Origin of the sequence: Pseudomonas sp. NFPP28, from assembly GCF_900115535.1 — a bacterium.
GTDB lineage: Bacteria > Pseudomonadota > Gammaproteobacteria > Pseudomonadales > Pseudomonadaceae > Aquipseudomonas > Aquipseudomonas extremorientalis.
The window spans coordinates 191008-205778 of the sequence record NZ_FOWT01000001.1; the positions used below are offsets into that span (position 1 = coordinate 191008).

Annotated in this window: 16 protein-coding genes; 7 read left to right on the forward strand and 9 right to left on the reverse strand. The window is 62.1% G+C overall.

Annotated elements, in window-relative coordinates; all coding sequences use genetic code 11:
- Positions 1-25: 25 nt before the first annotated feature.
- Complete coding sequence (locus tag BM110_RS00965) at positions 26-562, reverse strand: hypothetical protein (RefSeq protein WP_058425328.1); 537 nt, start codon at positions 560-562, stop codon at positions 26-28.
- Positions 563-587: 25 nt separating this feature from the next.
- On the opposite strand from BM110_RS00965, the gene BM110_RS00970 reads away from it, so the two are divergent.
- Together BM110_RS00970 and BM110_RS00975 are read left to right on the forward strand one after the other, a co-directional pair.
- On the forward strand, positions 588-2630 hold the full coding sequence (locus BM110_RS00970) for a S9 family peptidase (protein WP_093512021.1): 2043 nt from the start codon (positions 588-590) through the stop codon (positions 2628-2630).
- Between the two features lie 68 nt (positions 2631-2698).
- Positions 2699-3172 carry a cyclic nucleotide-binding domain-containing protein gene (locus BM110_RS00975; protein ID WP_093126142.1) on the forward strand — a complete coding sequence of 158 codons (474 nt, stop codon included), beginning with the start codon at positions 2699-2701 and terminating at the stop codon, positions 3170-3172.
- On the opposite strand, the gene BM110_RS00980 is transcribed toward BM110_RS00975, so the two are convergent.
- Positions 3169-3447 carry a hypothetical protein gene (locus BM110_RS00980; RefSeq protein ID WP_071488985.1) on the reverse strand — a complete coding sequence of 93 codons (279 nt, stop codon included), beginning with the start codon at positions 3445-3447 and terminating at the stop codon, positions 3169-3171. The two genes, BM110_RS00975 and BM110_RS00980, sit on opposite strands and share 4 nt — an antisense overlap.
- A gap of 78 nt (positions 3448-3525) precedes the next feature.
- Between BM110_RS00980 and BM110_RS00985 the strand changes: the two genes are divergently transcribed.
- Positions 3526-4206 (forward strand): spermidine synthase, encoded by a 681-nt coding sequence (locus BM110_RS00985; protein WP_071488984.1) that lies wholly within the window; start codon positions 3526-3528, stop codon positions 4204-4206.
- 4 nt (positions 4207-4210) lie between these two features.
- On the opposite strand, the gene BM110_RS00990 is transcribed toward BM110_RS00985, so the two are convergent.
- Positions 4211-5131, reverse strand: a complete 921-nt coding sequence (locus BM110_RS00990) for a ParB/Srx family N-terminal domain-containing protein (RefSeq protein ID WP_093512023.1) — start codon at positions 5129-5131, stop codon at positions 4211-4213.
- A 98-nt stretch (positions 5132-5229) separates the two neighbouring features.
- On the opposite strand from BM110_RS00990, the gene BM110_RS00995 reads away from it, so the two are divergent.
- The 3 genes from BM110_RS00995 (at position 5230) to BM110_RS01005 (ending at position 6661) form a co-directional block, all read left to right on the forward strand.
- On the forward strand, positions 5230-5604 hold the full coding sequence (locus BM110_RS00995) for a YajD family HNH nuclease (RefSeq protein ID WP_025858458.1): 375 nt from the start codon (positions 5230-5232) through the stop codon (positions 5602-5604).
- A gap of 170 nt (positions 5605-5774) precedes the next feature.
- Positions 5775-6242, forward strand: a complete 468-nt coding sequence (locus tag BM110_RS01000) for an RNA methyltransferase (RefSeq protein ID WP_093512026.1) — start codon at positions 5775-5777, stop codon at positions 6240-6242.
- A 68-nt stretch (positions 6243-6310) separates the two neighbouring features.
- Positions 6311-6661, forward strand: a complete 351-nt coding sequence (locus BM110_RS01005) for a YgaP family membrane protein (protein ID WP_093512028.1) — start codon at positions 6311-6313, stop codon at positions 6659-6661.
- On the opposite strand, the gene BM110_RS01010 is transcribed toward BM110_RS01005, so the two are convergent.
- Both BM110_RS01010 and BM110_RS01015 read right to left on the reverse strand, forming a co-directional pair.
- Positions 6658-7878: a hypothetical protein gene (locus tag BM110_RS01010; protein ID WP_093512030.1), complete on the reverse strand. Its 1221-nt coding sequence runs from the start codon at positions 7876-7878 to the stop codon at positions 6658-6660. The genes BM110_RS01005 and BM110_RS01010 overlap by 4 nt on opposite strands.
- Positions 7879-7891: 13 nt before the next feature.
- Positions 7892-8341, reverse strand: a complete 450-nt coding sequence (locus tag BM110_RS01015; protein WP_003172524.1) for a YcgN family cysteine cluster protein — start codon at positions 8339-8341, stop codon at positions 7892-7894.
- Between the two features lie 154 nt (positions 8342-8495).
- Here BM110_RS01015 and BM110_RS01020 point away from each other — a divergent pair, with 154 nt between their 5' ends.
- On the forward strand, positions 8496-9080 hold the full coding sequence (locus tag BM110_RS01020) for a nitroreductase family protein (protein ID WP_058425096.1): 585 nt from the start codon (positions 8496-8498) through the stop codon (positions 9078-9080).
- Positions 9081-9120: 40 nt separating this feature from the next.
- On the opposite strand, the gene BM110_RS01025 is transcribed toward BM110_RS01020, so the two are convergent.
- The 4 genes from BM110_RS01025 to rnd all read right to left on the reverse strand — a co-directional run bounded on the left by BM110_RS01025 (position 9121) and on the right by rnd (position 14743).
- Positions 9121-12141 carry an OspG family effector kinase gene (locus BM110_RS01025; RefSeq protein ID WP_139220305.1) on the reverse strand — a complete coding sequence of 1007 codons (3021 nt, stop codon included), beginning with the start codon at positions 12139-12141 and terminating at the stop codon, positions 9121-9123.
- Between the two features lie 138 nt (positions 12142-12279).
- The gene (locus BM110_RS01030) at positions 12280-13212 is read right to left on the reverse strand and encodes a D-2-hydroxyacid dehydrogenase (RefSeq protein ID WP_093512035.1); all 933 of its coding nucleotides are present in this window, start codon (positions 13210-13212) and stop codon (positions 12280-12282) included.
- 107 nt (positions 13213-13319) lie between these two features.
- Positions 13320-13613 (reverse strand): YcgL domain-containing protein, encoded by a 294-nt coding sequence (locus tag BM110_RS01035; RefSeq protein WP_071488977.1) that lies wholly within the window; start codon positions 13611-13613, stop codon positions 13320-13322.
- Positions 13610-14743, reverse strand: coding sequence for a ribonuclease D (rnd, locus tag BM110_RS01040; RefSeq protein ID WP_092247314.1), 1134 nt, complete (start codon positions 14741-14743; stop codon positions 13610-13612). The genes BM110_RS01035 and rnd overlap by 4 nt, the downstream gene beginning before the upstream one ends.
- Between the last annotated feature and the right edge of the window lie 28 nt (positions 14744-14771).

Consider the following 14771-nt stretch of genomic DNA (forward strand, 5'->3'; position numbering starts at 1 on the left):
GGCTCTCGCTGCAGGGCGGACGACGTTAAAGGCGCGGTTCGACGCGCATACCGCTCACGGGTGCAGGACGGCGGAAGGGCACGTCGTCTTCATCTTGATCCGGCTCGGCGGCCAGGGCCGCATCGGCGGCGGCCTTGCGCTCGCGACGGGCCTTTGCGGCACGCTCGATGGGCCAGCGGATCAACACGAACACGAGGTACACGCCAAAGGCGATCATGGTGTACATGAACAGATCGGAGATGGCCCGCCAGGCGTTATTGCCGACCTTGAGCACCAGATCGAGGGCGGTGATGGCCACCGCCGGCGCGAACTGGGTCTTGACCGGGTCGACGATGGTCGGGCTCAACAGCAGCACCGCCATCAGCAATTGCAGCGGCTCGCGCAACCAGCGCCAGATCCAGCGGGTCATGCGCCACCACACCAACAGGCAGCCCAAAGCGGCGAAGGCGTAGAGGCCCCAAGCGGTCAGATAGTCGTTCTCGGTCATGGTGTCCATGGCAAGGTTGGCAAACAGGCGGCTATGATAACGGCTTTTGCGTGTCGCGGCTGCAATGCCTGCCACCGTCTGCCAGATAGAGATCAATCCTATGCCTGTATCGACTGCTCCGATTGCCCGCAAGGCCCAAGGCCCCGATCCGTACGCCTGGCTGCAAGAGCGCGACAGCGCCGAGGTGCTCGATTACCTCAAGGCCGAGAATGCCTGGCAGGAAGCGCAACTCGCCGACCAGAAGGCGCTGCGCGACAGCCTGTTCGAAGAGATCAAGGGCCGCATCCTCGAAACCGACCTGTCCCTGCCCTCGCCGTGGGGGCCGTACTTGTATTACACCCGCACCACCGCCGGTGACGAGTACGCCCGCCACTACCGCTGCCGCCGCCCGGCGGATGACAGCAACCAGGTGGATGACAGCAGCGAAGAGCTGTTGCTGGACCCGAACGTACTGGCCAATGGCGGTTTCTTCTCCCTCGGCGCGTTCAGCATCAGCCCCGACCACCAGCGCCTGGCCTACAGCCTCGATACCAGTGGCGAAGAGATCTACACCCTGTACGTGAAGGAACTGGCCACCGGCAAGGTCAGCGAGCTGGAGTTTGAAGACTGCGACGGCAGCATGACCTGGGCCAATGACAGCCTGACGCTGTTCTTCGGCGAACTGGACGACACGCACCGCCCGCACAAACTCTATCGCTATCGCCTGGATGGCACGGCGGCGCAGGAAGTGTTCCACGAGCCCGACGGGCGTTTCTTCCTGCATTGCTACCGTTCCAGCTCCGAACGCCAGTTGCTGCTGTCGCTGGGCAGCAAGACCACCAGCGAAGTCTGGGCGCTGGATGCCGACCAACCGCAGCTGGCGTTCACCTGCCTGGCACCACGGGTCGAGGACCATGAGTACGATGTCGATCACGGTCAGCTTAATGGCGCGTGGACCTGGTTTATCCGCAGCAACCGGGATGGCATCAACTACGCGCTGTTCGTGGCCACCGACATTGGCGACGTGCCGACCGAAGGCGAATGGCAGAACCTGATCCCTCATCGTGAGGACGTGATGCTCGACGGCGTCAGTCTCAACACCAGCGCCATGACCCTGAGCCTGCGCATCGGCGGCCTGCCGGTGATCGAGGTGCACCCGGAAGGATTGCCGGTGTATCGCGTGGAATTGCCCGACGCAGCCTATAGCCTCTACGTACAGAACAGCCTGGAGTTTGTCAGCGACAAAATCCGCCTGCGCTACGAGGCCCTGAACCGCCCGGCCCAGGTCCGCCAGTTGGAACTGGCCAACGGTGCACAACAGGTGCTCAAGGAGACCCCGGTACTGGGCGTGTTCAACGCCGACGACTACGTGAGCCAGCGCCTGTGGGCCACCTCCGCGGACGGCACCCGGGTGCCGATCAGCCTGGTGGTCAAGCGCGACCAGCTCGGCAAGCCCACACCGCTGTACCTGTACGGCTACGGCGCCTACGGTTCGAGCCTCGACCCTTGGTTCTCCCACGCCCGCCTGAGCCTGCTGGACCGGGGCGTAGCGTTTGCCATCGCCCACGTGCGCGGTGGTGGCGAGCTGGGCGAGGCCTGGTATCGCAACGGCAAGCAGGAACACAAGCAAAACACCTTCAGCGACTTTATCGCCTGTGCCGAACACCTGATCGCCGAGGGCCTGACAACATCCAGGCAACTGGTGATCAGCGGCGGCAGCGCCGGCGGCCTGTTGATCGGCGCCGTGCTCAACCAGCGCCCGGCGCTGTTCCAGGCGGCGATTGCCGAAGTGCCGTTCGTCGACGTGCTCAACACCATGCTCGACCCCGAGCTGCCGCTGACCATCACCGAGTACGACGAGTGGGGCAATCCGCAAGAGCCCGAAGTATATGAGCGCATCAAGGCCTACGCGCCTTACGAAAACGTCAGCGCCCAGGCCTACCCGCACCTGCTGGTGATCGCCGGCTACAACGACAGCCGCGTGCAATACTGGGAGGCCGCCAAATGGGTCGCCAAGTTGCGCGACACCAAGACCGACGACAACCTGCTGCTGCTCAAGACCGAACTGGGCGCCGGCCACGGTGGCATGAGCGGTCGTTACCAGGGATTACGTGACGTAGCGCTCGAATATGGATTTGTGTTCAAGGCGCTGGGGCTGGTTTAAGGAACTTAGCCGGGCGGTCCTGTCTGACCACAGGACCGCCTACTGATTGATGGATCAAGATTGCAGCCATGGCACTACCGACATTAATGAATACCGAAATCCGCGACATGCTCATGGATTGCGGCCTGTTCGACCCGCTGTTGCCGGAAGACTTTCACGTCGCCGCCGGCTACTTCAACATCAGCAGCATCGCCCGTGACGAAGCGATCTTCCTCGAAGGGGACGCCGGCACCTTCATGTGCATCATCCACAGTGGCCAGGTGGCGGTGCAGAAAACCAATCATGACGGCCAGCGCCTGACCATCGCTACCCTGCGCAGCGGTCGGGCCTTTGGTGAAATGGCGGTACTTGACGGCGAGCGGCGTTCCGCCAGTTGCGTGGCGGCCAGTGACTGCGTGCTGCTGAACCTGGGCCGGGATTCCCTGGAAAAGATGCTCAACGAAGCGCCCAGGATCGCCGCCAAGATCATCCGCGCGATAGCCATCGCCTTGTCCAAGCGCCTGCGCATGGCCGACGGGCAGTTACTGTCGCAACAGTTTTAACCGCCCGGCGACTTCGGCTTGCTGTCGTTTTGCAGCAGGCCGGGCACCGTCTGGTCCTTCGGCGGCGTGGGCAGCACGATAGGCACCAGTGGTGGCGAACCGTTGGTCTTGGGCACGGCAGGCGGGGTGACCTGCGGGTACAACGTCGGCGTCGGGGTGCCCGGCGCGCCTGGCGTCGGGGCGGGCGCGACCGGTACGGTTTGCAACTCCTGAGCCTGCGTCGCACCACAGGCGAGCGCGCTCAACACAATGACCGTTAGAATGCTGCACTTCATCGATGGCTCCATGGCCTGACCGGAATGTCACAAGGCTACTCCCAACCGCGCAAGAATGCCCTTCCCAATGAGATTTCCATGAAACGTTTCGTTCTGCTCGACACCACCCCGATCCCCGACAACGGCGGTGCCTTGTGCCTGTTCGAATACGGTGAAGATTTTGTCATCAAGATCCAGGGCGGTGACGGCGGCCAATTGATGAACACGCGCATGCATGGCTCCGAAGATGCGCTGGCGGAAATTCCCTGCCGCAAAGTTGCCGGGCGTCCGGATTCGCGGGTGCTGATCGGTGGCCTGGGCATGGGGTTCACCCTGGCTTCGGCGCTCAAACACCTGGGCAAGACCGCCGAGGTGGTCGTGGCAGAACTGGTGCCGGGGGTCGTGGAATGGAACCGTGGGCCGCTGGGAGAAAAATCCGGCCGGCCGCTGCTGGACCCACGCACGGTGATCCGCCTGGAGGATGTCGCCAAGGTGCTGCAGGCCGAACCTCAGGGTTTTGACGCGATCATGCTGGACGTGGACAACGGCCCCGAAGGCCTTACGCAAAAGGCCAACAGCTGGCTTTACTCCGCCGGTGGCCTGGCCGCCTGCGCCAAGGCCCTGCGCCCCAAGGGCGTGCTGGCCGTGTGGTCGGCCAGCGCCGACAAGCTGTTCAGCGACAAACTGCGCAAGGCCGGTTTCAAGGCCGAGGAAGTCCAGGTGTTTGCCCATGGCAACAAGGGCACGCGGCACACCATCTGGATTGCACAGAAGGTGTGATCGGTCAGCGCAGGGAATTGCGGTAATCGATCACGTACGGCACTTTTTTGTCGAAGATCTTTTCCAGTTCGTTACGGTCGAGCCTGGTCATGCCGCCCAGTTGATGGGCGGTAAAGCCGCTGTCGCCGACCTGTGAGCCGGGCGCCAGGCTGACCATGCGCTTGGCGACGGCTTCGATGGCGTCCTTGTAACCACCCTTCTTGTTCAGGTTGTACTTGCCCAAGTCAATTTGAGTGCGCAGCCAATTGCCCCAGTAGAACTCCAGGAACTCCGGTGCGACCTCGCCAGCCTCAGGTTTGCCATAGGCGGCCTTGCGGGTGAAATACACCAGGCTGCGGAACGTGTCGTCCTGCAGGTTCTTGAAACCCAGGTGTGCCGGCAACTGCTCGGGCGGCAGGGTCTGGCCCTGGCTGTCCTTGAGCCAGACCTTGCGCGCCGCTTGCATGCGCAGCCAGAAGCTCTTCATATCCGGGCTGCTGCTGAAGTCATCCGTGACCTTGACCCACATGTTCAAGCGAGGGCCGCCACCAGGGACTTCCCACAAGGTGGTGAAGCTATGGTGACCATCGGTCAGGTACAACTGGCCGCCGGGGCCGACTACCACGGTTTTCATGTCGTCGGGATGGGTGCCGACCGGGTCCTGGCAGGTAAAACTCGACGGCTGGTGCAAGTCCGCGCCCTTGGGCACCTTGTCGGCTTCGCCCTGGCCGTTGGTCTCGCAGTATTCATCGAAGACCTTGGCGGGTTTGTCCGCGAACAGCCCCAGGCTGTAGTAAATCTGGTCGAAGCCCACCACGGCCTGGGTCGGGTGCAGTTGTTCGAGGGCCACCTCGATCACTTGTCCGGGTTTTGGCGTGGAGAACGCTTCGGCGTGGGCAACTACCCCACACAACAACAGTGCAACAGTCCATGGATGCAGACGCATGAGTTTCAGATCCTTATGAGTAAAGTGAAGCGGTTATTTACGTCGCGAGCGGCTAGAATCAACCCTATCCGTGAACCACAAAATAGCCAGGAGCCATGATGAGCTCGACCAACCCGCCCTCCCACACCGCCAAGCTGGATCGCATCCTTGCCGATGCCCAGCGCGACCGGGAAATGGGCTACCGCGACAAAGCCTTGAAGATGTACCCCCACGTGTGCGGCCGCTGCGCCCGTGAGTTCTCGGGCAAACGCCTGAGCGAACTGACGGTACACCACCGCAACCACAATCATGATGACAATCCCCAGGACGGTTCCAACTGGGAATTGCTGTGCCTGTACTGCCACGACAACGAACACTCGCGCTACACCGACCAGCAGTACTTCGGCGAAGGCTCCACCAGCAGCCCGACGATTGCCAAGGCCACGCATAACCCGTTTGCGGCGTTGGCGGGGTTGATGAAGAAAGACGACTGATAGTCCATTGTTGTTAGCACCGGCCTCATCGGGGGCAAGCCCCCTCCCACATTCTGACCGGCGTACGCAGGCCTAGTGTGGGAGGGGGCGTGCCCCCGATGGCGATCGTCCAAGCAACACATCCCCCCAAGGCCGTATAATCGCCGTTTTTCTCCAAGGCACCCTTCCCCGTGGGCAATAAACGCTACAGCTGCATCGGTCTGTACAACCCCAAATCCCCCGAAAACGTCGGCTCGGTCATGCGCGCCGCCGGTTGCTACGGCGTGGCCTCGGTGTTCTACACCGGCGTGCGCTACGAGCGCGCCCGGGATTTCATCACCGACACCAAGAAGGTCCATCACGACATTCCGCTGATCGGCATCGATGACCTGAAAAAGATTCTGCCCCTGGATTGCATCCCGGTCGCCGTGGAGCTGGTGGAAGGCGCCCGCCCGCTGCCTGAGTACACCCACCCCGACCGTGCGCTGTACATTTTCGGCCCCGAAGACGGCTCGCTGGATAAAGAGATCCGCGACTGGTGCGAAGACGTGGTCTACATCCCGACCACCGGTTGCATGAACCTCGCCGCCACGGTCAACGTGGTCCTTTACGACCGCCTGGCCAAGGGCAACAACACCCGTTCAGGCCCCAAGTACTGATATTTCGGGAACATCCGGCGTCTGCGGGCAGTCAGCTAATTATCAATAGCCCTTGTTGGAGACAGATCATGAGCGACAGCAAAACCTTGCGACCTATCATCGAACACACCCCCTTCGAGACTCAGCCAAGGCAGAACGTGCACGGTTGGGAACGCATCGGCTCGGTGGCCGGTGGTGTGATGATGGTGGGCAAAGGCCTGCGCCGGGGTGGGATTTTCGGCCTGATCCAGGTGGCGATCGGCGGCGTGGCGCTGGCCCGTGGCTTCACCGGGCACAGCTCGCTCAAGGACAAGCTGGAACAGGGCCGCAAGGAAATGAACAGCGTGCGTACGAAGATCGAGCGGGCCGGGGCCGAGTTGAAAAACTTGAAGACCAAGGCCGAAGTGGCGGCCGAGAAGGCCACCAAAACCAGCGTCTAACGTAGCAGCTTGCTGTCCAGCACCACCGACGACTCGCCGATGATGCTTTCAGCCAACTGCACAAACTCCGCCGTGGTGATGCGGCTGGCCCGCATCACCGCTTGCGTCAGGTCATCCAGCGACCGCTTGTTATGAGTCTTCACGCGGATCTCGCGATCCAGCTCCTGCAGCAGCACCACCGCCCGTGACACTGTCGCGCCGCTGACGTGCTCGCCACGCAGGCTGGTCACGTCCTTGCCTTCCTTCGCCAAGCGCGCCTGTATCGCCTGGTAACGCTCATCGGTGATGCCGCCGGCGCGGCGCAGCAACTCGATTGCGTAATATTCGCCCAAGCCCTCGCTGATCCAATCACTGGTGTCGTGATCGTTGAAACGCCCTATCGCCTGCACCACTTCACGAATCAGCGGGCTGCCGCCGTTTTCGCTGACCAGCGGCGTGCGGCTGTTGAGGTAGATCGAGTCATGCGCCGAAAACACACCACGGCGCATCGGGTCGCTGGCACCCACCACCAGCAGCTTGGCCGGGTGACGCGGGAACGCCGTTTCCACCTGCGGCCAGACGAAGGTCAGCAACGTCAGCACATCCATACGGCGCATGGCCTGGCCCTTGGGCGAAGCCACGGTGACGTCGGTTTCGCCCAGGCGTACGCGACGACTGCCAAGGTTGCCGGCAAGCATCCAGCCGGTGGGCCGGTCGAACAGGCGCGACACATTGTCGATGCGGAACTTGTTCTTGCCGATCCGGGGCCAGGCGGTTTCGACGCTTTTCCAGCCGGCCGGCAGTTCAAACACCAGGCGCGAGACCAACTCAACGCCGTCCTGCTGGTCAAGCCGCGCCGTCGGCACCAGGTCATCGCCGCGAAACAGCGCCCAGCTTGGTGTCATCCGCGCTTCATAGATACCCGGCTTGCGCGCGTGGGTGAGGCGCACGCGGTAGGTCAGGCTGGCCTTGTCGGCGCTGGGTTGCCACAGGCCACGGTGTTCCTTGACGCTCCACTGGCCGTCGGCCTTGAAGTCGCTGTAGTCACCGTCGCGACCCAGGTCGAAGTTCAGGCTGCGCACCGCCGAGCCCTGGGACAGGCTCAGGCGTACCTCGGCCTGATCGCTCTGGGGCAGCAGTTTGACGTGATAATCCAGGTCGACTTTGTTCGCGCACCACCCAGGCTGACTCAGTAGCAACAACACCAGGCTCGCCGCCAGCTTGGTTCCCACCCTCATACACACTCCCCTTTCAGCCCGCGCGGAAAATCAGGTAATCCTCCCAGTCGTCCTCGGGCACGCTGCCTTCGCTGAGCATGCGCCCGGACTGGGAAATGCGTTCATGGTGCACGGCATCACGGTCGCCGCACACCAGGTGGTGCCACAGCGGCAAGTCCTTGCGCTCGCTGACCAGGCGGTAACCACAGGTGGGTGGCAGCCATTTGAACTGGTCGGCCTGGCCCGGGGTGAGCTGGATGCAATCGGGCACCGATGCACGACGGTTGGGGTAGTCGGTGCACTGGCAGGTCTTGAGATCGAGCAGTTTGCAGGCGATACGCGTGTAATAGACGCTGTTGTCGTCTTCATCTTCAAGCTTTTGCAGGCAGCACAGGCCACAGCCGTCGCACAACGACTCCCACTCCTCCTGGTCGAGGTGTTCGAGGGTTTTGCGTATCCAGAAAGGTTCGACTTTGGCGGCCATGGCTCTACATCAGTATCGGTAGGTGAAAAGGCCGCCAGTCTAGTGCCCACGGCTGCGGGATCCAAGCGCTTACGACTGGCGGCGTTACAACACTTGTCAGTCTAGTGGCTGCGCAGTAGCTTTGAGGGCCGAATTGACGATCAGGAACTGCTCCATGACACGTGTTGCCGACTATCCGATCCACACCCAGTTCACCGACCGCTGGTCGCCTCGCGCCTTCACCGGCGAGAGCATCTCCAAGGAAACCCTGCTGAGCTTCTTCGAAGCCGCACGCTGGGCCCCTTCCGCCTACAACTCGCAACCCTGGCGTTTTCTCTATGCGCGCCGCGACACGCCGGACTGGGAGCGCTTCCTGGGTTTGCTGAATGAATTCAACCGTGGCTGGGCGCAACATGCGTCGGCCCTGGTGATCATCGCCTCGAAAACCGACTTCACCGCCCCCGGCGCCACGGAGGAAACCCCGGCGCTGTGGCACACCTTCGACACCGGTTCCGCCTGGGGCCACCTGGCGCTGCAGGCCAGCCTCAGCGGTTGGCACACCCACGGCATGGCCGGCTTCGATCAGGAACTGACCCGCAAAGAGCTGAAGATCCCGGAGGGCTATGCGCTGCATGCTGCCGTGGCGGTTGGCAAGCTGGGGGACAAATCGAGCCTGCCGGAGTACCTGCAAGGCCGTGAAGCACCGAGCCCACGCAAGCCACTGAGCGAGTTGGTGTCCGAAGGTGACTTCAGCCTGTAGCGCCCGGTGAACACTGCCCCCGAGGGGGCAGTTGTGCGATCTACGCGATCAGCTGACGGAACTGCGCCCTGAGCTTGTCGGCGTCACGCAGGAAGTCATCCCGGTGTATCGCAAACGTCGACTCATCAAAGTGCAGGACATCCTTGGGCGGAAAGTCGAAATCCACGGGGTAGACTTTGTTTTCCTTCGCCGAATACATGAAGTTGGACAACTGCACATCGTTGGGAAACATCTCTTTCTTCTGCAGGTCCGCCAACATCTCATCGAGTGCCTGCTGTGCTTTTTTCGGCAAACTGCGCGGCGCAATGGCATCCAGCGCGACTCCGTCGATCTTTTTCATTTTTATATAGCCGCGGCCGTTTTCGAACAGCGTCATGGCAAACCCTTCGCCGTGATACTCATTCAGGCAAGCCGCTTGCCGCTCGAAGTAATCAGGCACTTTTACATGACCCGGCTCCCGGTTTTCCTTATAGACATGAATGCCGTCGAGACTTTCATAAAGACGGCTCTCGGAGCCCCCGCCCATCATCCGCCCCAGGTCTGATGCAACGCTGGGCGGGTTCCCACCCCTTGCCCCCAAGCGCATCCACTGGTCGCCCTGCACATGCTGCACCAGCAGCGGGGTCTGCCGATTGGCACTGTAGATGCGCGCCTGGACCACGCCTTCAGGCGTGCGGGTGACTTCACGCACTTCATAGACCGCCGCCTGGCCACTGCTGTCGATATGCCGGATATGCGCGGTGTGCCCATCCGCCGCCCTATACACGCCCTGGCTGTTGCGCGTGCGCCCGGCAAGGTTGGATTCAGACACCCTGTACTCGCGAAACAGCGTGTTGCTCAGCTCACGGCCAGGCGCAACTTCAACGGTGGCAATAGCACCGTCCACAGCGCGCGCTTTGGCGGCGAAGTCTTCCAGCGGGCTGCCATAGGCCTGCATCCGGTCCGCATCAAAGCTATACCACTTGCCGTCCTTGAGCACCGCGCCGCCTTCCACTGTCTGGCCGGCCACCTTGAATGTCCCGGTGGCGGCCACGCCATGCTGTTGGCTCGCGGCCTTCAGCACGTCATAGCTTGCGCTGCGCCCCGTAAGCTTATTGAGGCCCCGTAATCCCAGGCGGCCGCCCTTGTACAACAGCCAGCCGCTTCCCACCACCAGATCCCCAAGCCCCGCCGCCGGGTTGAAGGCTTCAATGGCTGTCAGGCCAACAAAACGCAGCGCTTTCGATAGTCCGCGAATGCTGGTCACCCCCTTGGAAAAAGCTTTGCCGGCCTGGGCGGCCTTGCCGGCCCCCAAGGTCAACAGACCGACCACATCCAGCGCCAGGTCAACGGCTCCCTCACCATAGTTACCCTTGATGAAGTTGGCGATGGCCGACCTGAACGGGATCAGGTTCAAGAAGAACTCCCCGACAGCCTGGTTGGTGGCGCGGTTTTCATCGTAGGAGGTGACACCTCTGGCATACGCCAACACGTCTTCGTTTTTCAAGTCCAGGGACCTGGCGAACACTTCGCCGATGGCATCGAATCGGTTGCCACTGGTCCCTTGTCCCGGACTCAAGGTGTCAAAGAGCACGGTTTTACTGACGACGTTCGCGGTCCTGGACTCCATGTTCCTGGCGGTGTAGGGCTCCGTATAGCGCCCCCTCAAGTGGTTCTGTTTTTGTATCGTGCCGCTGCGCGTATCAATCTCATAGACGTTGACCTCCCCACTCCGCGTTGTCTTGACATGCAGGGTATGCCCGCGCGTCTTGAGGGCCAGCGGGGTAAGGAAATCCGTGGCCATGGTGTATTCGTTGGTATGGAAGAACTCGAGCTTGCCGTGCTTGAAGTTGTTCCTGTCTTCCTGCGCCAAGGTGGAAACGAGGTAACTGGCCAGGCCCTTGTGCCCGTCTTCATGGGCTTGGATAGCCAGGTCATACTGGCGCTTGAAATCCTCGGCCACCTTGAAGGTACCGCCTTCATACAGGTGGCAGAACCGTTTGACCGGGATGCGGGCATCCTTGGAAATCCAATGCTCTTCGTGGCCCAGCGGCGCACCCTCCATCACGATATCGAGCATGGAATGCATGCCCGGAAAGAGCCCAGGACGTCCCGGCCTCAGCCAGGCTTTCTGGATATCACGGATCTCGAACACACTCGGGTCCACACCGGGGAAGCATTCCTGGAGTCGAGCCAGGGCCATCGCCCGGCGACTGGGAATCTCGGTCTGCACGGCGGCGCTGGCTTTCATCAGCGTGCTCAATTGGCTGTTGTAGGCGTTGCGCGCGCGTTCCAGGTCACTGTCGGTCAACGTCGATGAGGCATCGAGCACGCCGTTGGCCAGTGCCCAGTCGGTCAACGCCTTACGCTGCACATGCTGGGTATCCAGGCCGTCAGAACCGGTCTGGCCGGCCTTCGCCAGGACTTCGGTATAACTCATAGCGGGCGTGGCCCCAGGCGAATCGGCTTCGACCCTGGCGACCGCCATCGCCAGTTGCGCCCAGATGAGGCTGCCGTAAGTCACATTGGCGGGGATGTCCTTGACCAGAAACTCGGGAGCCCTCAAGGCAAGGAGCAAGCGCGCCGCAAATGTCGCGGTTTGAGGCGTGGCCCGCCCTTGTTCGACCAGATGGGCACCCACGCCTTCGATCACCACTGAAGCTGGCTGCCCCCGGTAGCCGCTTTGCCCCCGGATAAATCCGTGGATCGAGTTCAGCGGATCCAGCCCTAGCTGGAGAGCGGCGATCACGTAATCCTGGTTGCTCGCGTCTGTCGGCAAACCACCGAGTTCACTCTGGATGACCTGCTTCAGTGCCTGAGCTTTGGGTGAAGCCAGCAGTTTTTGCAGGGCAAGTGCCAGGGTTTTCAAGTCGGCGTCGGTCACCGCGCTACCGCTGAGCAAATCCCCCAGCACGCCTTTGCGACTGTCCGGCATCAGGTCGAGGATGGCTTGCCGCTGCGATTCAGTCAGCGGAACCGGCCAGGACAGCGCCCCGCCGAAATTACCCAGTACGGGAGCAGGTGCCGGTGCAGCCGTGGCTGTTTCACTTGGACCGGTGACGGCCGGGAGGGGAGTATTCACATTGCCCGCTTGAACAAGCGGGGCGGAAACGCGGTGAGCAGCGTCGATAGCGGTCATGGTGTTCAGCGTCCGTGGCCAAGGAGTCACTCTTGGTGCTGGAACCTGGCAAAACGGTTCCAGCGGGACGGTGAGGCGTGATCAGTAACCGCGGTCGAAATCCACTTCCCCGCGCAATGCGTTCTTGGCCTGGTACGCCCGCAGGTTTTGCACAAACAGTTCCACCATCAATTCCGGCGAGGTCGGCGCGGAACTGTGCCCGGTCAGCAACAGCCCCCAGGCGGTCCAGAACGGATGCCGTTGCGGCAATGGCTCCTGGCGGCAAACATCGATCACTGCACCGGCCAGGTGTCCTTCCTTCAAGGCTTCGACCAGGTCGGCATCCACCACCGCCACCCCGCGTCCGACGTTGATAAACAGCCCGGTCGGCTTGAATTGCTTGAACAGCGACGCGTCGTACAGGTCGTGGGTGCTCGGCGTGTTGGGCAGCAGGTTGATCACGTAGTCCACCTCGCCCACCAGACGGCCCAACTGGTCGAGCCCGGCCACCTCGATAAACGGCGCCTGCTCACGTGCAGTACTGGCGATACCGTACAGTTTCACGCCAAACGGCACGAGAAACTCGGCAACACGCTGGCCGATATCGCCGGTGCCGACAATCAACGCCTTGCGCCCGGCCAGGCTCTGGCCCATGCGGTTGTCCCATTTGCGCTCGACCTGACTCACCAGGCGCGCCAGTACTTCGCGCTCGTGGCCGAGCATGTAGGTGAGCACGAATTCAGCCATGACCTGGCCAAAGATACCCACGGCACGGGTCAGTCGATAATCCCGCGGCAGGCCCTCGGCCAGCAGCGGGGTGATACCGGCCCAAGTCGATTGCAGCCATTGCGGGTGATGGCCCTGGCGCAGCAGCGTCGCCAACAGGTCCGGCTGGCCCAGCCATACCGGGCAATCGGCGGCCAGGCGCGACAACTCGGCCGAGTCGCCGCTGGTCAGCACTTCAAGGTCCGGTGCCGCTTCGCCGAGCAATTGGGCGTAGAGCGGGTGATCCTGTTCAGCAATCAGAACACGCATGCATAAAACCTTTCAAAAACAGTACGGACGGCCGCCCGCATCCTTACGGCCACCGCCCACTTATACGATTCCATTGAAGCGAGTGCCCCGGATGGGGCACCGGTCGATCACATCGGGTCGTTGCGGCGCAGCAGCTCTTCGGGCAAGTGTTCGATGTACTCGTCCTCGGCCGGCGGCATTTGCAGGTGGTAGCCCTGTTTGTCGAGGTTTTCCAGGACTTGCACGATGTCTTCCTGTTGCAGCTTGCGCTCGGGCGTCAGCACCAGGTCAAACGCGTGGGCCGGCTTGCCGAAAATCGTGATCAGCGCTTCAGGCACACGTTCAAGGGCATCGCTCTTGAGTACATAGAGGTACATACCGGTGCGTTTGGAGCTGCGGTAGATGGAGCAAATACGTTTCAAGGCTGTTCTCCGGCGGTGGCCAGGCTGTCGAGCAGCGCCTGGCCCATCAACTCGCGGCGCCAGCCACGCAGCGAGTCTGGCAATTGGTAAGGCCCATCGGGGTAGCCACTCTTGACCAGGGCTTCGAGGGTTTTCTTGCGCAGCATCAGTTCCGGCGCCATGTCCAGGCGTTCGGCCTCAGCCTGGCCAAGGGCGCGCAGTTGCTTGATCAGTGCGGCGGCATCCACCGGCAAAGGCTCGGCAACGGCGGGCGGCCATTGGTCCATGGGCACGCTGCCGGCACGCTTGATCAGGTCCAGCAGGAACTGGCCGTCCTGACGCACGGTACGCGGGTGCATGTCTTCGATCTTGCCCAGGGCGGCGAGGTTATCCGGCTGGGATTTGGCCAGGGGCCACAGCGAGTGTTCGCGAATGATGCGGTTGCGCGGCAAGTCACGCGCGCGGGCTTGCTGCTCGCGCCAGGCGCACAGTTCACGCAGCACGGCGAGCTGGGCGCGGGACAGTTTCCACGCCAGCTTGGCGTCGCGGTACACCTCGTACGGGTCGACTTCGCGGCGCAGGTTGGCGACCAGCTCGGCACCGTCTTCCAGGACCCAGGCGTACTTGTCGTCGGACAGTTGCGGACGCAGCCGCGTATAGACCTCGGCCAAATGCACCGCGTCTTCGGCGGCGTAGCTGACCTGGGTCTCGGACAACGGCCGCTGCAGCCAGTCCGAACGGGTCTCGCCCTTGGGCAGCTCAATGTCCAGCACGGCTTGCACCAGGCGCGAGTAGCCCATGGAGAAACCGAGGTTCAGGTAAGCCGCCGCCAATTGGGTGTCGAACAACGGCGCGGGCAGGCTGCCGGTCAGGCGCAGCAATACTTCGAGGTCTTCGCTGCAGGCATGCAGCACCTTGATCACCGCCGGGTTCTCCAGCAGCGCAGCCAGGGGTTGCCAGTTGTCGATGGTCAGGGGATCGATCAGGTAAGCGCGCACGCCATCACCGATCTGGATCAGCCCGGCAATGGGGTAAAAGGTGTCGACCCGCATGAATTCGGTGTCGAGGGCGACGAATGGCAACTGCTGCCATTCGGCGCAATGCTGGCCGAGGCTATCGTTGTCGCAGATCCAGTGAATATCGATGGCCACACGGCTCTCCCTTGAAGAATGGCGCGCA